The sequence below is a fragment of the Sphingosinicellaceae bacterium genome (genome assembly GCA_019285715.1).
Classification (GTDB): Bacteria; Pseudomonadota; Alphaproteobacteria; order Sphingomonadales; family Sphingomonadaceae; genus Glacieibacterium.
This window is the reverse complement of the sequence record CP079108.1, coordinates 1,172,480-1,194,016: the sequence shown is the minus strand read 5'-3', so window position 1 is coordinate 1,194,016 and position 21,537 is coordinate 1,172,480. Positions and strand designations below refer to the sequence as shown.

The following is a 21,537-nucleotide window of genomic DNA, read 5'->3' as shown; positions in this document are numbered from 1 at the left end:
CGGCAAGAGCGGCGAACCGCGGTTCAGACACTGCGGGGCGTCAAGCCTTGCACCGCCTGACGTCGCCGGTCCAGCTGAGGTCGACCGCCTCGGTGTCGACCAGCGCACGCAGCTTCTGGGCGATGACGTCCGCCCGGTGGCGGGTCAGGCCGTCGATGGTCAACGCGACCCAGATCATGTCCTCGACGACGTCCATGCGAAGGCGGTCCGGCAGTTGGTCCTGCTGTGCGAACAGCCCGAGAATGCGGAGCATGTACTGAGGGGTCTTCGCAGCCAGGACGCGGTACTCGCTCCTGCCCGGCGGGTCCGCAGCAGGCAGTGAGGGGGCAGCGCAGAGGGTGGCGTTGCCGCCCGGGGTGCCGGCAGGCGGAGCGATGCGGGCGGTCATGATCGGCTCTCGTGCATCGAGGTAGAATGCCAAGACCAGCGCGGTATATCTCACCTTATAATGCCGCTACATTGGTGATATTGAGCGTATCTATCTCACAATCAGCAGCAATCGAGTAAAATCGTGTCCGAACCTCTCGACCTCCACGAGCGTCGCATCCTCGCGCTGTTGCAGGAGGACGCGAGTCTAAGCATGGCGGCGATTGCCGAGCGGGTCGGGCTGTCGCAGACCCCATGCTACCGCCGCATCGACCGGCTCGAGCGCGCCGGCATCATCAAGCGGCGGGTCGCCCTGCTGGACCGCGAGAAGGTCGGGCTCGACGCCCACGTCTTCGCGCAGGTCAAGCTCAATGCCCACGGGCGCGCCAACCTCGACGAGTTCACCGCCGCCATCCGCGGGCTGCCCGAGGTGCTCGAATGCTACGTGCTGATGGGTCCGGTCGACTTCATGCTGCGGATCGTCGCGCGGGACATCAAGGCCTATGAGCGCTTCTTCTTCGATACCCTGTCGCAGCTTCCGGGCATCCAGGAGGTGAATTCGACCGTCGCCTTGTCCGAGATCAAGGCGACGACGGCGTTGCCGGTCTGACCATCCACGGATTGCAACCCCGGCGGATGACGGTACTCGCTTCCGCGAGCGGCTCGGCGCAAGCAGGGTCGGGATGCGCCTCTTCGGGACGAAGATCGGCCACCAGGAGATCAACGTGAACAATCAGTCTTCCCCGGCTTGCCGATCGAAATACGCCGTCGTTCACCGTCACCTGACAAACCTGCTGCTCGCGGCCTTCACGCTAGCCGCCCTGCCCGCGACCGCTCGCCCCATCGAGCATTTCACGCTGCCGGATTGGAGCACGACCGAGGTCGCCGACCGTGACCTGGGCGGCGGCGTCCACATGATGGAGAGCTACGGCGGCAACAACGGCGTCGTCGTCGGCGAGGACGGCGTGCTGCTGGTCGATGCCGAATGGCCGCAACTCAACGCCAAGCTGCGGGCCCGGATTGCGGCGTTGTCGCCGCTGCCGGTGCGCTACCTGGTCGATACGCACTGGCACTGGGACCATGTCGGCGGCAACGGCCTGTGGGCCCGGACCGGTGCCGTGATCCTGTCGAGCCCGCAGACACGCCGCCATATCGTCGAGGCGCAGCGCGCCAGTACCGCACCCGCAGGGCAGCCGTACGCCAGGGACACGCGCGCTGTTCCGGTCATCACGGTCGGCAACGGCGACCAGCTCCACGTCGGCGGCCAGACGATCGAGATCATCAAGGTTCCCCCGGCTCACACCGACGGCGATCTGGCGATCCGCTATGTCGAGGCGAACGTCATCCAGACCGGCGACACCTTCTTCCACGGCTTCTACCCGGACATCGACATCGACCACGGCGGCACGATCGACGGCATGATCGCCTGGTACGACACGCTGTACGCGATGTGCGACGCGCGGACGAAGATCATCCCGGGGCACGGCAGTGTCGCTACCCGCGACGACGTGAAAACCTACCAGGCCATGCTGAAGACGGTCCGCTCGCGCGTCGCTGCCGCCATCGCGAAAGGACTGACCGAGGAGCAATTGATCGCCGCGCATCCGCTCGACGACCTCGACGTCGCCTGGGGCGGCAACCTGATGAAGCAGCCGTATCTGCTGGCGATCGTGTACGAGGATCTCAAGCGACCCCGCGCTCGGTAGCGCGGGTCGCCATCCCGAGGCGCCATGCTGCTTGACGCGGCATGGTGGGCTCCTATGCTTCAACTCTAAAGTGTTCGTTGCGCCCGGAGCGACGTGCCAATCCGCAGGATCAGCGCCCATGTCCGATGTTGTCGATGCCGTCGCGCCAGTCCTCGGTCGCGTCGCCGAAAGCTTTCCGGTCGAACGCGCTCGCGGCCGTTTCCCGGCGCTGGCGAAGGCGGCGCCGTTCGTCTTCTTCGACAACGCCGCCGGTGCGCAGGCTCCGCGGATCGTGCTCGACCGGGTCGCTGCTCACCTGATGGACTGCAACGTCCAGCGCGGCGGCCGCTATCCCCAGAGCGTCGAGGTCGACCGCGTCGTCGCCGAGGCCCGCGAGCGCGTGGCGGCGTTCGTCAATGCTCGCGCCCCGACGGAGATCGCGTTCGGGTTGAATGCGACGTCGTTCATCCGGATCGTCAGCCTCGCGATCGGCGAGCTGCTGAGCAGCCCACGCGACGAGATCATCGTCACCGACCTCGACCACGACGCCAACGTCGCGACCTGGCTGGCTCTCCAGCCGCGGGGCGCGAAGATCGTCTGGTGGCGGATGCGCGACGACCAGCGGCTGCACGTCGAGGACCTCATCCCCCTGTTGTCGGAGCGCACGCGACTGGTCGCCTGCACCGTGGTTTCGCACGCGCTGGGCTCGCTCGTCGACGTGACGGCGGTGGCGACGGCCGCCCACGCCGTCGGCGCGGAGGTCTTCCTCGACTGCGTGCATTATGGCCCGCACGCCCTGATCGACGTCCAGGCCTGGGACTGCGACTATCTGGTCTGCTCCGGCTACAAGGCGTTCGCGCCACACATGGGCTTCCTGTGGGGCAAGCAGGAAAAGCTCGACGCGCTGCCGACCTTCCGGGAAGACTTCATCCCCGACCGTGCCCCGTACAAGATCGAGGCGGGCACCTTCACCTACGAGAACGTCGCCGGCATGAGCGCCGCCGTCGACTATCTCGCCGATCTCGGCGGCGAGCTCGGCACCTCGAACAGTATCCGCGGGCGCATCGTCACGGCGATGACGGCGATCCAGGCCTACGAGCAAACCCTGTCGGAGGGCGTCCTGCGGGCGCTCGCCGATGTCGGCGCGATCATCTACGGCGTCGCCGACCCCGCCGATGCTGCGCTGCGGGTGCCGACAGTGTGCTTCAACCTGCCCGGCATGCACCCGGCCGACGTCGCGCAGCAGATGGCCGACCGGTTCACTATCGGCATCCGCGACGGCCACATGTACGCGCCGCGGCTGATGGCCCGATTGGGGCTGGCGATGGACAGCGGCGCGGTGCGGGCTTCGCTGGTACACTACAACACGACTAGCGAAGTTGATCGGTTCGCCGAGGCGCTGCGTAGCTTGCGTCCGTCCTAGCCAAATCGAACGACACCGTGTCTTAATAATAACACGTCGGACTATTTTGCTTTAGGTCTAAACTTCTCGTTGACAGGTTATACTCTATCACTCCTACTGGTCATCGGACGCCATAGGGGGATGTCACCGATGCCATATCTGATCATTTCGGCGCGCTCCGGTAGCGAGACGCGACGCGCCCTGTTCGGCACGGCCAGCGTGCTGGCGGTGACCATGCTGACAATCGGCTCTGCCGCGACGGCGCAAACCACGCCGGTGACCTCCCCCTCGGTATCCGACTCGAGTGTTTCCGACATCGTCGTCACCGCTAACAAGCGCGGCGGCCAGTCGTTGATCGATGCTCCTCAGTCGATCCAGGCGTTGACCGGCGATAGCCTGCAGAAAGCCGGCAACGTTCAGTTCATCGACATCGCCGCCAAGATTCCGGGCCTGCAAATTCAGGACCTCGGGCCGGGCGACAAGAAGTACGTCATCCGCGGCATCAATTCGACGGGCGATTCGACTACCGGCGTCTATTACGACGAAGCTGTCATCAGCGGCTCGAACCCCAACGACGGCGGTGGTCTCGAGCCCGACATTCGCTTGTACGATCTCGACCGCGTCGAAGTCCTGCGTGGCCCGCAGGGAACGCTTTACGGAGCCAGCTCCGAGAGCGGCACGATCCGCTTCATCACCAAGAAGCCGAATTTCAACACCGTCGACGGCTACGTCACCGCAGAAGGTTCGGGCACCCAGCACGGCAGCGGCAACTATCACGTCAACGGCGCGCTCAATATCCCGATCGTCAACGACACACTCGCGGCACGCGTCGTCGGCTGGTACGACAACGACAGCGGTTTCATCGACCAGCCGCGGATCCCTTCGGGTGCCCTCAAGGGCATCAACAACGAAGTGACGAAGGGCGGCCGCCTCCACGTCCGTTGGGCCCCGACCGAGAACCTCGACTTCCTGGCGTCGGTCACCGCGCAGAACAGCCACTCGAACGGATCGTCGCGCTACACGCCCGCGGGGATCACATCCTTCGGCGTCCCCGGCGATCCGATCTTGTCGCCAATCGCGGGCGGCGACCTGATCAACACCGACGTCGTCCGCAGCCCGTATAACGAGCATCTCGAGATCTACAGCCTCACCGGCAATTACCAGGCGCTCGGCGGCACGTTCACCGCGACGGTCAACCAGTTCAACCGCAAGTTCGACTTCAACTTCGACTCCACGCCGATCCTGGTGTCGTTCGGCGTCCCGGTCGCCGCGGTGACCCAACAGCCGCAGAAGCGCCAGGTGACCTCGTCCGAGTTGCGCTACGCCTCCAAGTTCGACGGCCCGATCAACTTCGTCGTCGGCGGCTTTTATGAGCGCACCGACTTCGACCTTTCGGTTGCGGTGCTGGCGACCGATGCCAGCGGCCTGCCGATCGGCCCGTTCAGTTCGGAGAACTCGGCCGATGCACTCGCTCATCCTGGCACCGGCAGCACATTCTTCGGGCGCACCGACCATCGTGGCAGCGACCAATACGCCGGTTTCGGCGAGGTCACCTTCGACATCACGTCCAAGTTCCAAGTCGTCGGTGGTCTTCGCTACTTCGCCGAGGACACCAACGGCGTGCAGGTTCAGACTCACCCGTTCGGCGGTTTCCCTGCATCCCCGGTCCTGGTCGAGACACCGGAAAAGGGCTCGTTCCACAAGCTCACCTACAAGGTCAACGCCAGCTACAAGCTGGATCCGGCTGCCTTGCTGTATGCCACCGTGTCGACCGGTTTCCGGAGTGGTGGTGTCAACTCGCAGGATCAGCCGTTCGAGCCGATCCCGCTGTCCTACGGCCCGGACTCGCTGACCAACTACGAAGGCGGTGCCAAGGGCCGCCTGTTCGACGGACGCGTCACCTACAACGCCGACGCTTATTACATCGTCTGGACCAACATCCAGGTCGCCAACACGACCACGGACGGTGCCTTCCGCTACACCGGCAACGCCGGCAAGGCCGAGGTAAAGGGTGTCGAGCTGGAACTCAACGCCCGGCTGTTCGACTACCTCAGCGCCACCGTCTCGGGATCGTACCAGGACGCCAGGCTGACCAAGGGCCAGGTTCAGATCGATCCGGCGAACCCCGACCTCGCCCTCGGCGTCAAGGGTGACCACATCCAGAACGTGCCGAAATGGCAGGGCTTCGTCGGCCTCGACTACACCCGGCCGATCAACGAGAACCTGAAGGGAATCGCGGCGATCGATATCTCGTACCGGGGCTCGGCCGACAACCAGTTGCACGCGGCGAACCCGTACAACGTGCATCTCGAAGCCTACACCATGTTCAACCTGCGCCTCGGCGTCTCGAACAAGGACTGGGCCGGCACGTTCTTCGTCCGCAACCTGACCAACAAGCGTGCGCAGATCGACGCGATCAACTCCTCGCAGGATCCGACCGGCCTGCTGACCGTGCGGCCACGCACCATCGGGGCGACCGTGACACGCTCGTTCTGACCATGATGCGCTCCCCGGCTTCCCAATTCGCGGCCGGGGAGCGCACTCACAGCCAAATCGCTGCCTCGCGTGGATGAGGCAGCCGTCACCGCGAATGAAGCCGGGCTCCACAAGAGCCTGAGCAAGGCTCAGGTCGTGATGATTGGCCTGGGCGGCGCAATCGGAACCGGGCTGTTCGCCGGCAGCGCGCTGGCGATCGGTTACGCCGGGCCCGCCGTTCTCGTCAGTTTCGCGATTGCCGCGCTGATCGCCGTCGTGATGGTGCTCAGCCTGTCGGAAATGGCGGTGATGCATCCGGCGGCAGGCTCGTTCGGGGTATACGCCGAACTCTACATCAATCCCTGGGCCGGGTTCGTCATCCGCTACACCTATTGGGCAGCGCAGGTTATCGCCGTCGGCGGCGAGGCGGTCGCGGTCGGCGCCTATATGAACTTCTGGTTTCCCGACAGCCCGGTCTGGGTGTGGTCGGTCGGCTTCGCGTTCGTGCTGCTTTACGTCAACGCGCTGTCCGTGAAGAACTTCGGCTCGATCGAGTACTGGTTCTCGCTGATCAAGGTCGTGGCAATCGTCGCCTTCATCATGATCGGCCTGATGCACGTCTTCGGCATCGGCTTCACACCGGTCGGGCTGCACAACCTCGTCGGGCTGCCGGGGGGCTTCATGCCGCACGGCCTGCGCGGCGTGTGGATGGCGGTGCTGCTGGGCGTACTGGCGTTCAACGGCATCGAGGTCATCGCCGTGACCTCGGGGGAAACCGCCGATCCGCTGCACACCATCCCGGCGGCGCTGCGGACGATGATGCTGCGCCTGTTCCTGTTCTATATCCTGGCGCTCGGCGTCGTGGTGACGATGGTGCCGTGGACCGTGACCGGCGCACACCTCGTCAAGGAAAGCCCCTTCGTCACGGTATTCCGCGACAGCGGCATCCGTCAGGCGGCGGGGATCATGAACTTCGTCGTGCTGACCGCGGCCCTGTCGAGCATGAACACCAACGTCTACCTGTGCTCGCGCATGCTGTTCTCGCTGTCGCGCGGCGGCTATGCGCCGAAGCGGCTCGGCCGCCTGACCGCCAGCGGCACGCCACTCGCCGCGATCCTGCTGTCGGGTGCCGGTATCCTCGCGACCGCCGCGGTGTCGGTGATAACCCCCAAGGCCTACAACTACCTGTTCGGCGTCGCATTGTTCGGCGCGATGATCGTCTGGATGCTGGTGCTGGCCAGTCACTTCGGTTTTCGGCGACGACACGACCCGTCGACGTTGCCGCTGCGCATGCCGTTTTTCCCGTACGTCCAGATCCTCGGCCTGACATTGCTGGCAGCGCTGCTCGTTACCATGGCGTTCGACGATGATTGGAACATCTCGTGGATTTGCGGCGTGCCGTGGCTGATCCTGCTGACCGCCGCCTATTTCATTTGGCGCAAACGTCGCGGTGCAGACGGCGCCGCGGGTCGGGGCGCAACGCTGCCGCTTGCAAACGAGGCTTAGACGCGGGAGCCAATGGCGCGCACTGGTTCGAGCCGCCGATGCGGGGCGCGCATGGCAGCAGGCACTGCCCGTGACAGGTGTCGGCCGCGTTACATTTCGGACGAAACCTGCTAGTTGCCAAGCAGTGCGCAAGCTGATGCCCCTACTGGCCTGCCTGATGCTCCTCGTGACGACGTGGGCGAGCATCGGTCACGCGACCGAAATTTCCGGCTGCGTCGAGGTCACGTCCAGCGACGGAGCACAGCATGTCGACGGTGACGGTGATCAGGTGCCGGCAGATGCGGACAACGCTTTTCCCCATCACCATAATAGCTGTCACGGTCATCACGTCGGCACGCCTGCCATCGGGTTCGCGTTCGCGGATCGCCTCGATCCGGCCGGTCGCCTGAACCCCGCGCCGGCAGACATCCTGACCATTTCCGAGCCCGACCCAGCCCGGCGACCGCCGAGAGCCTGACGCATCCGATCCCGCCGGCCACCGCCGCGCGGCTCCCTTCGGTTCGTCAAAGGCTAATTTCATGATCCGGCTTCTCGCCGCCTGTCTGGCGGTGGCGTCGTGTGCGTCGCTCGCACAGGCGCAGACCAATATTCCAACGGCCAGCCCCGTGCTGACCCTCGCACAGGCGATCGCACTGGCCTCGACGGTCTCGCCGTCGCTGCAGGCGGCGGAGGCCGGGCAGCGTGCGGCCGCAGCCGCTCGGACAGTTGCCGGTCTCCGGCCCAACCCGACGATCGTCGCGGAGACCGAGAATGTCGGCGGCAGCGGTGCCTATCGCCGCTTCGACAGCGCCGAGACCACGGTTGGCCTTGCACTTCCGCTCGAGCTCGGCGGCAAGCGCACCGCACGCCTCGGCGTCGCCAACGCGCGGCGGACCAGCGCACGTCTCAGTGCAGCGGTCGCCGAGAACGACCTGACGCTCAGGGTGACGCGCGCCTACCTCGAGGCCGCCTCGACCGAACGCCGGCTGACGACGGCGCGCGAACAGGTCGCCATCGCCGAAAAAGTGCTCCGCGCCGCCAAAGTCAGGGTGGCCGCCGGTCGGGCCTCACCGATCGAGCAGCAGCGCGCCGACGTCCTGCGCATCAATGCCGCCACGGCAGCGGACCGGGCGAAGCGGCTGCTCGACGTCGCGCGCGACAACCTGGCGCGCCTCATCGGCCAGCCGATCGCCGGTCTCGATACCGCGTGGTTCACCTCGGTGGCCGGTTACGGCCCGCCGCGGCCCATTGTCGTCGAGAACACGCTGGCGCTGGCAACCGCGACCGCCGATGTCACCACCGCCAGCGCCCAGGTCGCACTCGCCCGCTCCCAACGCATCCCCGACGTGACGCTCACAGCCAGCGCGCGGCGGCTCGCGGCGACCAACGATACCGCGGCCGTCTTTGGGGTCTCGATCCCGTTCCCGCTGTTCAGCAACGGCACGGCGGCGATTGTCCAGGCGCGCGCCGAACGCGATCAGGTTGATGCCCAGCGCCGCCTGGTCCGGCAAAATACCGAGGCAGACATCGCCGACGCCCAGGCCGAGGTCGCCAACGCCGCCGACACGGCGCGCACCGCGATGGGCCCGGCGCTGGCGGCGGCAACCGAGACGGCACGCATCGCCCGCATCGGCTACCGCGAAGGCAAGTTCGGCCAGCTCGATCTGCTCGATGCCGAACGCACCCTGTCCGAAACCCGCGTTGCCGTGATCGACGCGCTGACCGCTTTCCACGACGCGGGGGCGCGCTTGTCACGACTGACCGCCGACGTCACGACCCTGAAGGACTAGATCATGACCAACAGGTTCATCCGCGTGGTCTTGCCGCTGGCCCTCGTCGTCGGTGCCACCGGCTGCGGCGATGGCAACGCACCGAAGCCGGAGGCGAAAGCGGCGGACGCCGACGTCGCGCCGGCGTCAGCACCGGACGTCGTACGCCTGACGCCGCAGCAGATCACCGCTGCCGGCATTGCGCTGGTACGGCCGGCGATCGGCGGTGGTGGCGGCGCGATCGAGTTGCCGGGCACCATCGCGGGCGATCCGCAGGGCACCCAGATTGTTTCGGCGGCGATCGACGGGCGGCTGGTCAGCCTTACCCGCAACCTCGGCCAGTCCGTCCGCCGCGGCGATACGCTCGCGGTCATCGAAAGCCGCGAAGCCGCGCAGCTCAATGCCGAGGTCGAAGCCGCCGCCGCTCGGGCCGCACTCGCGCGGTCCAATCTGGCGCGGGAACAGCGCCTGTTCGCCGAGCGGGTCTCGCCCGAGCAGGACCTGATCGCGGCTCGTACGGCCGCGACCGAGGCGGGCATCGCCCTGCGCCTCGCCCGACAGCAGGTCGCCGCAGCCGGCGGTGGTGGTGGCGCGCTCAACCGGCTCACCACACGCGCGCCGATCAGCGGGCAGGTCATCGCGCGTTCGGCAACACTGGGTCAGACTGTCGCCGCGGACGCCGAGCTCTTCCGCGTCGCGGACTTGTCGGTAGTCTCGCTATCGCTGTCGCTATCGGCCGCCGACGCCGGCCATGTCCGCGCCGGTGCCCGTGTCGAAGTCTCCGCGCCCGGTCGCACGGGGCAGGCGCGCGTGACCTTCGTCTCGCCGGTGCTCGACGAAATGACGCGACAGGTGCCGCTGATCGCCGCGCTCGATAACCGCGCCGGGCAATGGCGCGTCGGTGAGGCGGTGACCGCCTCGATCCAGCTCCCCGGCAGCGGGGACGGCGGCATCACCGTGCCCGCGGTCGCGGTCCAGACCGTCGACGACAAGCCGGTGGTGTTCGTGCGGACGCCGACCGGGTTTCGTGCCGTGCCGGTGACGCTCGGCCGCACCAACGGCAACCGCGTAACGGTCGCCTCCGGCCTTGCCGGTCGCGAGGAAATCGCTGCGGCCAACAGCTTCACGCTGAAGGCCGAACTCGGCAAGGGCGCGACGGGAGACGATCATTGATCGATCGTATCGTCACGTTTGCGGTCAAACGGCGCTGGTTCGTGCTGCTGCTGACTCTATTTGCCGCGCTGATCGGTGCGGCCGCGCTGACGCGGCTGCCGATCGATGCGGTGCCGGACATCACCAACAACCAGGTCCAGATCAACATCGTCGCGCCGGCGCTGTCGCCCGAGCAGATCGAGAAACAGGTCGCGTGGCCGATCGAAACCGCGCTCGCCGGGATTCCCGGCCTCGACTACACGCGCTCGCTCAGCCGCAATGGCTTTGCCCAGGTCACGGCGGTGTTCGCCGAAAAGACCGACATCTATTTTGCGCGGTCACAGGTCACCGAGCGGCTGCGCACCGCACAGGAGACGCTGCCCGAGGGGGTAAACCCCGAGATGGGGCCGATCGCGACCGGGCTCGGCGAGGTCTATATGTGGACCGTCGAGCTGCGCGAGCTCGATCAGATCCGCCACCGCGACGGCGAGCCCGGCCTGCAGCGCGACGCCAGCTACATCACGCCCGAAGGCGAACATCTGGTCAGCGAGGCCGACCAGGCGACCTATCTGCGCACGGCGCAGGACTGGATCGTAACGCCGCAGCTGAAAGGCACGGCCGGGCTCGCGGGCATCGACACCATCGGCGGCTACCAGAAGGAGTATCTGGTCGTCCCGAACCTGCAGCGCCTGGAGGCGCTGCGCCTGAGCCTGCCCCAATTGGCGACCGCGCTCGAGCGCAACAACATCAGCGTCGGGGCCGGCATCATCAACCGCAACGGCGATGGACTGGCGGTCCGTGCCGACGCGAGGATCCGCACCGGCGACGAACTCGCCAAGACGGTCGTCGCCACCCGCGAGGGCGTGCCGATCCTGCTCGAACAGGTCGCCGTGGTCCGCACCGGGCAGGCCTTGCGCATGGGGTCGGCATCGGAAAACGGCCACGAGGTCGTCGTCGGGACCGCCGTCATGCGCATCGGCGAGAACAGCCGCACCGTGTCGACCGGGGTCGCGGCGCGGCTTGCCGAGATCAACAAGTCCCTGCCCGTCGACGTCATCGCCAAGCCGGTGCTCGACCGCACCGAGCTGGTCAATTCGACGATCACAACGGTGGCCAAGAACCTCGGCGAAGGCGCGGTGCTGGTCATCGTCGTGCTGTTCGTCCTGCTCGGCAATTTCCGCGCGGCGCTGATTGCGGCGGTGGTCATCCCGGTGACCATGCTGCTGACCGCCGCCGGCATGTTGCAAGGCGGGGTCTCGGCGAACCTGATGAGCCTCGGCGCGCTCGATTTCGGGCTGATCGTCGACGGCGCGGTGATCATCGTCGAGAACGCGCTGCGCCGGATGGCGGAGCGCCAGCACCATCTGGGCCGGCGGCTCACCACCGACGAACGCCTGGCCGTGGTCACCGCCTCGGCGCGCGAGATGATCCGGCCGTCGGTGTACGGGCAGGCGATCATCATCCTCGTCTACGCGCCGCTGCTGACTTTCACCGGCGTCGAGGGCAAGATGTTCCAGCCGATGGCGTTGACAGTGATCATCGCGCTCGCCTTCGCGTTCGTCCTGTCGCTGACCTTCGTTCCCGCGGCCATCGCCGTCTGGCTGAGCAAGCGCGTCGACGAGAAGGAGAGCCGGATCATCGGGGCGCTCAAGGCACGCTACAAGCCGGGCCTGGCCAAGGCCGTGCGTCGGCCAACCCTGACACTCGGGCTGGCACTCGGTGCGCTCGGTATCGCCGGGGCCGCGTTCACCACGCTGGGGCAGGAGTTCCTGCCGCAACTCGACGAGGGCGACGTGCTCGTCCAGGCGCTGCGCATCCCCGGCACGTCTGTCGAACAGAGCCAGCTGATGCAATTCCAGGTCGAAAAAGCGATCTCGAAACAGCCGGAGGTGCGGTTTGCCTTCTCCAAGACCGGCACCTCCGAAGTCGCATCCGACCCGATGCCGACGAATGCCACCGACACGTTTGTCATGCTCAAGCCCCGCAAGGACTGGCCCGACCCGTCGCTTGCCAAGGCCGAGCTGGTCGAGCGCATCGAAAAGGCAGTCTCGGCGCTGCCGGGAAATGCCTACGAAATCACGCAGCCGATCCAGATGCGGTTCAACGAACTGGTGGCCGGCGTCCGCGGCGATATCGCCATCAAGGTGTTCGGCGACGACTTCGGCGCGATGAATGCCACGGCCGCGCGGATCGCCGACATTCTCGGCAAGACGAACGGCGCTGCCGACGTCAAGGTCGAGCAGACCGCAGGACTGCCGATGCTCGACATCCGGGTCAAGCGGGACGCCATGGCGCGCGTCGGCGTCACGGCGGGCGACGTCCAGGACACGATCGCCGCGGCCATCGGTGGTCGCCGGGCGGGCATGATCTTCGAGGGCGATCGACGCTTTCCGGTGGTGATCCGCCTGGCCGACAGCGCGCGTGCGGATCTCCAGGCCCTCGAGCAGGTGCCGATCCCGACGTCGAGCGGCGCGTTCGTGCCGCTGGCCAGCGTCGCCGATATCGTCGTCGAGGACGGGCCGAACCAGATCAGCCGCGAGAACGGCAAGCGCCGGGTCGTCGTCCAGGCCAATGTTCGCGGCCGCGATGTCGCCGGCGTCGTCGGTGATGCGCGGGCCGCGATCGACCGCGAGGTCGTCCTGCCGCCCGGCGTCTATCTCGAATGGGGCGGCCAGTTCGAAAACCTGGCAGCGGCGCGGGATCGTCTCGCGATCATCGTGCCGATCTGTTTCGCCGTGATCATGCTACTGCTGTACGGGGCGCTCGGCAGTGTTCGGGACGCCGCGATCGTGTTCACCGGCGTGCCGCTGGCGCTCGTCGGTGGGGTCCTTGCGCTGGTTGCACGCGGCATGCCGTTCTCGATCTCGGCGGCGGTCGGGTTCATCGCGCTGTCGGGTATCGCCGTCCTCAACGGGCTGGTCATGGTCACCGCGATCCAGGACCTGGTGCGCGGCGGCATGGACCGCGCGACCGCGAGCACGGCGGGTGCGCTGGCCCGGCTGCGGCCAGTTATAATGACTGCGGTGGTCGCCTCGCTCGGCTTCGTGCCGATGGCGCTCGGTACCGGGGCGGGTGCCGAAGTCCAGAAGCCGTTGGCAACGGTGGTCATCGGCGGCCTGATCTCGGCCACCCTGTTGACGCTGTTCGTCCTGCCGACGCTCTACGCGCGGTTCGGACGTCGCGAAGCAGCGGCGTCGGGCGAGCGCACACTTGCGCCCTCCGCCTCGATGGTCGAGACCGACCGTCTTCGCAGCGATGGACGATGATGCGCGCAACTCAAATCGCCGCAATGCTCATGGCAGTGTTGTGGGCCGTCGCGGCGGCGGCCGATCCGGCACCCTTCGACCTGTCGGGGCCGTCGCTGCAGGTGACGGTTGGGCGCAACGGCGTGACTTTGCCGATCGCCGAGGTCCCGCAACTCGCCGAGGGCGACCAGTTGGCGATCCGCGCCGACCTGCCGGCTGACCAGTCGGCGCGCTACCTGCTGGTCGCCGCCTTCCTGCGCGGTGCGACCAACCCGCCGCCCAAGAAGTGGTTTTTCCAGTCGGAGACCTGGACGCGCAAGGGTGCCCCCGAGCTGAAGCTGACCGTGCCCGCTGGCGCCCAGCAGGTCATCCTGTTCCTTGCGCCTTCGACCGGCGGCGACTTCTCGACACTGGTCAATGCCGTGCGCGGCCGGCCGGGTGCCTTCGTGCGCGCCTCGCAAGGGCTCAACCAGGCATCGCTCGATCACGGCCGGCTTGCCGCCTTCCTCAAGGCGGTCGGCAAGCGCGACCCCGTCGATCCGGAGCGCCTGGAGACGATCACGCCGCTGCTGGCGCGCAGCCTCGCGGTGAAGATCAATCCGGACTGCCTCGAGAAGGTCCCCGAGCTTCAGGCCGCGTGCCTGATGCAGAACCAGGACTCGCTGGTGCTCAACGACGGCCACAGCAATGGCGTCACCGAGACCCTGGCTGGCCCCGGATCGGACCTCGCCCTGCAGATTGCCGCGACACCGCAAGGCGGCCTCGGCTATTACAGCCCGTACATCGCGGCGGTCCGCGACATCATCGGCGTGCTCAACTCGTTTCACACCGCGAAATACCAGTACATCCCGGCACTGGCGACGCAGGCGGACGACCGGCTCAACCTGATCCTCAACGCCGCGCCGTCGTTCCACAACCCGAAGTCGGTGCTGGTCGCGGCGCTGCCGGCAATCATCCCGCCGCGGCTACCGCCGCTGCAGACGGCGAAGCTGACCGCGCCGCTGTGTGCCCGCAGCACGGAACTGGTCCTGCCGGTCAGCGGTGCCCCCCTCGTCTACGCCACCGCTTATGCGCACGACATGATGCTCCGGGTCGTGACGAGCAATGGCCGCACGATCGAGCTGCCGGCAACGCCGGTCGCCGAGAAGGGCGGGTTCGTCGTTGCCACCGGCGCCATCGCCGCAGTCCCCCTGTCCGGCTCAGTCGATGCGGTCCTCCACGGTCGCTGGGGCTTCGAGCTCTTCGACGGCCCGACGTTCTCCCTGCAGACGCCGCAGCCCGGGCAGTGGCAGATCGCCGACAGCGACACCGTGCCGGTGGTCGGCCGCGACGAGCCGATCACGCTTGCCGGCGGCGCAGCGGGATGCGTCACCGGTGTATCGCTGCGGCCCGCGGCGGGGGCGGTGCAGCCGGTGGCATGGAAAGTGACCGGTCCCGACACGATTGCGCTGACGCTGCCGCTGGCGAACGCCGATGCGGGCAAGATGACGTTGCTGGTCGCCCACGACGGCGTGCCCGACGACGCCGTCGCCGTGACGAGTTATGCGCGGCGCACGCGGGTCGCCGGCTTCGACCTCCACGCCGGCGATGCCTTCGGCACACTCGGCGGCAGTCGCCTGGACGAAGTCGCGAGCCTTGTCGTCGACGGGGTAACGTTCACGCCCGGCGGCCTCGCTCGCGCCAAGGACGGCGACGCGTTGCGCATGGCGACCGACGGCGTGGCGACGGCCTTGAAGTCCGGCCAGTCGACGACCGGGAAAGTATCGTTCAACGACGGTCGCACGACGACGGTGCGCCTCACCGTCGGCGCACCGCGACCAAGCGTGACGCTGATCGGCAAGAGCCTGTCGGTGCCGACCGCGACGACGCCGGTCTCGGTCAAGCTGGCCGACGCCGAGCAACTGCCGCACGATGCCCGGCTGACATTCTCGCTGCGGATCGGCGCGGGTGCGAGCTTCACCGCGGGCGATACGGTCGAGGTCGCGACGAAGTCGGGCAGCGGCTCGACGACCCTGACGTCATCGAGCGGCCTGACGCTACAGGATGCGCAGGTCGCGGTGGCGACACTCGACAACGCCAAGGCGTTCGGGCCATCGGTGTTCGGCCCACTGCGCTTCCGCGCCGTGCACAACGGGGTCGCCAGCGACTGGCAGCCGCTCGGGACCCTCGTCCGGGTCCCCAATCTCCACCAGCTCCGCTGCCCCGCTGAACGCGGCGCCTGCGAACTGACCGGCAACGACATGTTCCTGATCGCGGCATTGTCGGCAACCCCGGGGTTCGAAAAGCCCGTCGAGGTTCCGGAGGGCTACCCCGGTGACAGCCTGACCGTGCCGCATCCCGTCCGCGGCCAGCTCTATCTCAAGTTGCGCGACAACCCCGCCGCAGTCGGCCGGATCTCCGGCTGAGCCTGCGCCGGGCTAGCCGCCGTTTATGCTGACGCCCTTCTCACGGAGGATGGCAACGATCCGCTGAGCGTTCGGATTGCCGGCTCGGGCCAGCTGCTGCGTACCCTTGGCCAGCGCATCGAGCTGCCGTTCGACCCGCGCGCTGCTGGCGAGGGCGGTTCCCTGATTGGCGAGTTCGGCTTGGAGTTCGACATGACCGTGCCGGAGCTGGACGAGGTTCGAGGCAAGGATGAGCAGGACCGCGGTCGCGGTCAGCGGCGTTCCCAGGCGGGACAACTGGATCATTGTCGGGTCCTCAGTTCGTGGCGCTGGAGGTCGGCGCGGCGGGCGGCAGCGGTGTCGTGGGTGCCGGACCGGCTCGGAAGGTCACGCCGTTCTGCGCCAGCAGGGCCCGGATCGAATCGTCATGGTTTTCAGCGGCGGCCTTGGCGAGGAGCCCGACGAGTTCGTTGTCGACACTGGCGAGGGCACGGCCCTTGGCGACCTGCGCCTGGCCCTGCACTGCCGCGGCCTGCAGATCGCCGTTGCTGCTCGCCTGCAACACCGTGGCGACCGAAAGTGCCAACGCGAGGGCACCCAGCACCGCGCCGAGCTGGCCGATCCGATCAGGCCTCTTCCGGTCCATCCTGGTGCTGCCGGTCGTCTCGGTGTCGGGCATCAACGCCGGCGCGACCATGGTGAGTGGCTTGATCATGCTGCACCCTTGAGGATAGCGCTGTTGCGGCGACGTCGCATGCCGCTGCCGATGACACCGAAGCCGACCAGCATCATCGCCCACGCCGCCGGCTCGGGGACCGTGCCCCCGCCCCCTCCGCCACCGCCGCCGCCGGTCACCAGCGCGGAGATGTTGATGGTGATCGGCCCGAGAAGATAGTCGCCGAGGCCGGCGAACTGACTGAAGGCGTTAAGCGTGATGCTCTGGCTGTAGCTGCCCGCCGCCAGCCCGGCGGTGTCGAAGTCGAGCACGTCCCCGGCGAGCGACATGCCACCCGCCAGCCCGCTGAAGCTGACCCCGGTGAAGCCGAAGCCGTTCGAGGCGCTCAGCGTAAACGCACCGCCGAGAAGCTCGGAGAACGCCAGCCCGGCATTGGTGTTGGTGACGCCGAGGTCGGTCGTGTAGCTCCCCGAGCCGCTGGCCAGCGAACCTAGGTTCAGGGTGTAGCTGGTCCCGGTCCCGGCGAACGTCCCGACCCCGGAACTCTTGAACAGCGCTGCCTGCGCCAGCTGGGTGACCGTGCCGGAGAAGGCGACGCTCTGCGAGCCGAGGGCGAGGTCGGCGAGCTCGCTGTCGTGCGACGCGAAACCGAGCGCGCCGCTGCCCCCGACGATGCCGGCCGTAGCGGTGTTCAGGGTGAAGGCGACGTTGGTCGAGGCTCCGGCGGCGAGCGGTGCCGGCGCGCTCGCCGAGACGTTGCTCGGCAGCCCGCTCAAGGTCGTGACCAGCGTGTCGGTCAAGGCGCCGGTCGCGCCGTTGCCGACCGAGACCAGGACCGGCGCGGCGGTGCCGTTCTGGCGGACCGTGCCGAAGTTGACCGTGGTGCTGCCGACCTGCGCGACGGCCGCGGCATAGACGTTGCTCGACACCGCGACCGACTGGCCGGCGAGCGCGAGATCGGACAGGCCGCTGCCCGCAACCGCCAGCGAGGTGTTGCCGACCGCGACGTTGCCGGTAAAGCTACCCGCCACCGTGGTGCCGTGGGACAGCGCTACCGCCGCCGTCGAGCCTGCGGCGATGCCCGGGACATTGACCGCCGACCCGCCGTCGAGCTTGAACCCGCCGCCGACACTGGCCGAAGTCGCGAGCTTCTCGTTGAAGCCCGGCGTCACCGGCGCGGTGTTGGCGATGGTCAGCGTGCTGGTCGCCGCGGCGTCACCGACGCGACGTGCGCCGAGCGCTACCGAGGCCGGCAATGCGCCCGCCTGCGCGACCTGGTAGACATTGCCTGCGAGGTTCAACGTCTTGCTCGCGACGTTGTCGAAGTTGTTGACGACCTTGATCGTCTGCCCGGCCAGCGAACCCGCCAGCAGGCCGGTGTAGCTGATCCCGATGACCGCCGTGCCACCGCCATGTGCCGCGGTGAAGTCGGTGACGCTCAGCGCGACGCTGGGGGCATTGCCGTTCTGCACCGCGCCGATCAGATTGGTCGAGACACCGTTGTTGGTGATCGTCAGGTTGGTCGAGCTGGAGCCGCCGGTGCGGACGCTGCCGACATTCAGCGTGTTGCCGCTCAGGCCCGAACCCGACAGGTCCATCGTCGCGCTGGCGGCGAGGATCAGGCCCGAGCCGCTGACATTCGCGTGATTGTCGAACGCATTGCCCGAGCCGAACGAAGCGTTGGTGTAGTCGCTGGTGACCGTGACGTTGTGGGTCCCGATCGCGAGGTTGCCGGCGTTGCTCAGTGTGCCGGCGGTCGAACTCGCGGTTGCCGCCGACAGGTCGAGGGTCGCGCCCGCGGTCGAGCCGATGGCGCCTGGGCCGTTGATTGCACGGGTTTCCAGTACGCCACCGACCGCCGTTACCGTGCCGCTGTTGGTCATCGCGACCGTCACCGCGCCGTTGCCGCGGGTGATGCCGGTGTTGGTGTAGCTGCCTGCGCCGATGGTGCCCCCGCCAAGCTGGACGACGCCGTCGTTGGTGAAGGCCCCGCCGTTCGCGACGATGTTGAGCACCCGGCCACCGCTTAGGTTGAGCTGCCCCGAAGCCGCGACCTTGCTCAGGCTGGCGTCGATGGAAGTCACGACGCCAGTGCTGAAGCCGACGACGCTGAACGTCGAGTTGACGCCGTCGAGGGTGACGACCGTATCGGTCGAGCCGGCGCCGCTGCCGATCACCGCGACGGTGTCGGAGGCATTGCTGCGCAGGTTGAGGACGCTCGCCGCGCCGCTTGTCGACGAGGTGTAGCTGCCCTTGTCGAGGACGCCGCCGGCCTGCAGGTTGGCCAGGCTGGCGTCGGCGTTCATGATGAAACTGCTGCCCGCGCCGACGGCCTTGAACGTGCCGATGACGCTGTTCTCGTAGAGGCCGCTTTCGAGCGCCAGTGCGCTGCCGCCCGCGGCCTGCACGGTGCCATTGTTGTAGAAGCCTGCGTTGCTGCCGGTGCCGACGCCCGCGCCGTTGAGGCCGGCGTTGCCACCAGCGACATCGATGTCGATGCCCCCCGCCGCGACGTCCGCCGAGATCACGCCGTTGTTGACGAACACCGCTTGATTGATGCCGATCTGCCCCGAGCCGCGCACCGTCTGGCCAGCGCCGAATGTCCACGTCCCGCCGCCATCGCCAAACCGTGCATAGCCGGCGCTGTTGTCGAGGACGATGGTTCCGGTACCACCGATCGCCAGCGTACCGGTCTCGTTTCGAAGCTGCGAATTATTAGCCAGCGTGACCGTGCCGCCGTTGGTCAGGGCGGCGTTCACGTAGAGGAAGTCGTTGTTGACATCGAGCTTGCTGCCCGACGCAAGTGTTACCGAGCTCAGATACTGGGTGGTGCCGTGCGCCGTGATAACGCCGGTGCCGACGGACTTGAGTGTCCCTCCGACGATCCGCGAGTCGGCGTTCAGCGACACGGTCGAGCCGGCTAGAGCCTGGATCAGGCCCGCCACGGCATTCTCGTAAAGACCGCTCTCGAACGACAAGGTGCTGCCGTTCGTCGCCTGCAGGGTCGCGGCATTGTAGAAGCCCGCGTTGCCGCCGGTGCCGACGCCCGCGCCGCTCAGCCCGCCGTTGCCGCCGGCTGCGTCGATGTCGATCCCGCGCGTTGCGACATCGGCGGATATCAGCCCGTTGCTGGTGAACGACGCCTGGTTGACACCGATACTGCCCGAGCCGCGTACGGTCTGGCCGGTACCGAGTGTCCAGATCCCGCCGCCATCGCCGAGATGCGCATAGCCGGCGATGTCGTCGAGGGCGATCGTGCCGGTACCGGCGATGGCCAGTGTCCCGGTCTCGCTGCGCAGCTGTGAATTGTTGGTCAGCGTGACGGTGCCGTTGTTGGTCAGCGCGGTGTTCAAATAGAGGAAGTCGTTGCTGACATCGAGCTTGCTGCCCGAGGCAAGCGTCACCGAATTCAGATACTGGATGGTATCGTGCGCGTTGACGACGCTGGTCGTGTCCGCCGCGATCGTGCCGCCGACGATGCGCGAGTCCGAACCGAGTCCGATCACCGAACCGCCGGTCGCCGAGATCGTACCCGGGCGGTTGTCGTACTGGCCGCTTTCGAAGAAGACGATACCGCCGCCGGTTGCGCGGATGACGCTCGCATTCAGGAAGCCCGCGGCGCCGTCGGCTCCGAGACCGCCGCTGATGCCGCCGTTGCCGCCTGCCGCATCGATGTCGATCGTCCGGCCCGAAACATCGGCGGCGATAATGCCGTTGTTGGTGAACGACGCCTGGTTGACGCCGATCTGGCCCGAGCCGCGCACCGTCTGCCCGGTGCCCAGCGTCCAGATGCCGCCGCCGTCGCCAATGCGGGCATAGCCGGCGGTGTCGTTGAGAACGATCGTACCGGTGCCGCCGATCGCCAGCGTTGCCGCCTCGCTGCGCAGCTGTGAATTGTTGGTCAGCGTGACGGTGCCGTTGTTGGTCAGCGCGGTGTTCAGGTAGACAAAGTCGTTGCTGACATCGAGCTTGCTGCCCGAGGCGAGCGTCACCGAATTCAGATACTGGATGGTGTCGTGCGCGTTGACGACCCCGGTGCCGACCGATTTCAGCGTCCCCCCGACTACCCGGGAATCGCTGGCGAGCGATACGAACGAGCCGGCCAACGCCTGGATGACGCCGGTCGCGGCGTTCTCGTAAAGACCACCCTCGAGCGCCAGCGTGCTGCCGTTTGCCGCTTGCAAGGTACCGGTGTTGTAGAGGCCGGCATTGCCGCCGGTCCCGACACCCGCGCCGCCCAGCCCCGCGCTGCCGGCGACCGCGTCGATATCGATGACGCCGTTCGCGACATCGGCCGAGACCAGCCCATTATTGGTGAACGACGCCTGGTTGACGCCGATATTGCCCGAACCACGGATTGCCTGGCCGGCACCGAAGATGAAACCGCCGCCGCCGTCGCCGATCCGTGCGTAACCGGCGCTGCTGTCGAGCACCACGCTGCCGCCGCCTGAGATAGTGACGATCCCCGCCCCCGAGCGGAGCTGCGAATTGTTCGTCAGCGTCACGACGCCGTTGTTGGTGATCGCATTGTTGTAGATCGTCAGGAACGTGTTGTTGATGGCCACCGAGTTGCCGGCCCCGACCGCGAGCGTGCCGGCGCTTGCGTTCAGGCTGAGCAGGGTGACGTTCGAACCGGGCGCGCTAACAACAGCAGCATCGCCGCTGCCGGGCTGGTTGCCGCAACTCCAGTTGACGATATCGCTCCACAGGCCGCTGCCGCCGGCCCAGTCGCAGACGCCAGCCTGGGCGGTGACCGGGGTCAGGAGCACTCCAATGACAAGTGCGGACGCTCCGAAGCGCAGGCTTTTCAGGTCGATATACACGGCGATACTCCTGTTGCCGCCGCACTGGTCGGAGTGCCCCCAACTCAATTTCACGACTGCTTCAATAACAAAGGC

14 protein-coding genes are annotated in these 21,537 nt (G+C 67.3%); 10 read left to right on the top strand and 4 right to left on the bottom strand.

The genetic code is table 11. The annotated features are described in order from the left end of the window. Positions 1-40 precede the first annotated feature (40 nt). Complete coding sequence (locus KX816_05575; GenBank protein QXQ07495.1) at positions 41-388, bottom strand: hypothetical protein; 348 nt, start codon at positions 386-388, stop codon at positions 41-43. Between the two features lie 123 nt (positions 389-511). On the opposite strand from KX816_05575, the gene KX816_05570 reads away from it, so the two are divergent. The 10 genes from KX816_05570 (at position 512) to KX816_05525 (ending at position 15,984) form a co-directional block, all read left to right on the top strand. After that, entirely contained in the window at positions 512-976 is a 465-nt protein-coding gene (locus tag KX816_05570; protein ID QXQ07494.1) for an Lrp/AsnC family transcriptional regulator, read from the top strand. A gap of 115 nt (positions 977-1,091) precedes the next feature. After that, complete coding sequence (locus KX816_05565; protein ID QXQ07493.1) at positions 1,092-2,072, top strand: MBL fold metallo-hydrolase; 981 nt, start codon at positions 1,092-1,094, stop codon at positions 2,070-2,072. Between the two features lie 118 nt (positions 2,073-2,190). Further along, a complete protein-coding gene (locus KX816_05560; protein ID QXQ07492.1) occupies positions 2,191-3,474 on the top strand; it encodes a cysteine desulfurase-like protein in 1,284 nt (427 codons plus the stop codon). Between the two features lie 129 nt (positions 3,475-3,603). Then, positions 3,604-5,949, top strand: a complete 2,346-nt coding sequence (locus tag KX816_05555; protein QXQ07491.1) for a TonB-dependent receptor — start codon at positions 3,604-3,606, stop codon at positions 5,947-5,949. A gap of 138 nt (positions 5,950-6,087) precedes the next feature. Further along, positions 6,088-7,434 (top strand): amino acid permease, encoded by a 1,347-nt coding sequence (locus tag KX816_05550; GenBank protein ID QXQ08415.1) that lies wholly within the window; start codon positions 6,088-6,090, stop codon positions 7,432-7,434. Positions 7,435-7,558: 124 nt separating this feature from the next. Next, positions 7,559-7,891 carry a hypothetical protein gene (locus KX816_05545; protein ID QXQ07490.1) on the top strand — a complete coding sequence of 111 codons (333 nt, stop codon included), beginning with the start codon at positions 7,559-7,561 and terminating at the stop codon, positions 7,889-7,891. 61 nt (positions 7,892-7,952) lie between these two features. Beyond that, the gene (locus tag KX816_05540) at positions 7,953-9,203 is read left to right on the top strand and encodes a TolC family protein (protein QXQ07489.1); all 1,251 of its coding nucleotides are present in this window, start codon (positions 7,953-7,955) and stop codon (positions 9,201-9,203) included. A 3-nt stretch (positions 9,204-9,206) separates the two neighbouring features. Continuing rightward, the gene (locus KX816_05535; protein ID QXQ07488.1) at positions 9,207-10,355 is read left to right on the top strand and encodes an efflux RND transporter periplasmic adaptor subunit; all 1,149 of its coding nucleotides are present in this window, start codon (positions 9,207-9,209) and stop codon (positions 10,353-10,355) included. Continuing rightward, complete coding sequence (locus tag KX816_05530; protein ID QXQ07487.1) at positions 10,352-13,600, top strand: CusA/CzcA family heavy metal efflux RND transporter; 3,249 nt, start codon at positions 10,352-10,354, stop codon at positions 13,598-13,600. Before KX816_05535 ends, KX816_05530 begins: the two co-directional genes overlap by 4 nt. A 29-nt stretch (positions 13,601-13,629) precedes the next feature. Then, positions 13,630-15,984, top strand: coding sequence for a hypothetical protein (locus KX816_05525; protein ID QXQ07486.1), 2,355 nt, complete (start codon positions 13,630-13,632; stop codon positions 15,982-15,984). A gap of 12 nt (positions 15,985-15,996) precedes the next feature. Here the strand turns inward: KX816_05525 and KX816_05520 are convergent, their stop codons facing one another. From KX816_05520 to KX816_05510, 3 genes are read right to left on the bottom strand one after another with little or no spacing between them, the layout of a single operon-like run. Beyond that, entirely contained in the window at positions 15,997-16,269 is a 273-nt protein-coding gene (locus tag KX816_05520) for a hypothetical protein (protein ID QXQ07485.1), read from the bottom strand. A gap of 10 nt (positions 16,270-16,279) precedes the next feature. Beyond that, a complete protein-coding gene (locus KX816_05515; protein QXQ07484.1) occupies positions 16,280-16,678 on the bottom strand; it encodes a hypothetical protein in 399 nt (132 codons plus the stop codon). Next, a complete protein-coding gene (locus KX816_05510; GenBank protein ID QXQ07483.1) occupies positions 16,675-21,462 on the bottom strand; it encodes a choice-of-anchor D domain-containing protein in 4,788 nt (1,595 codons plus the stop codon). Before KX816_05510 ends, KX816_05515 begins: the two co-directional genes overlap by 4 nt. Positions 21,463-21,537 lie beyond the last annotated feature (75 nt).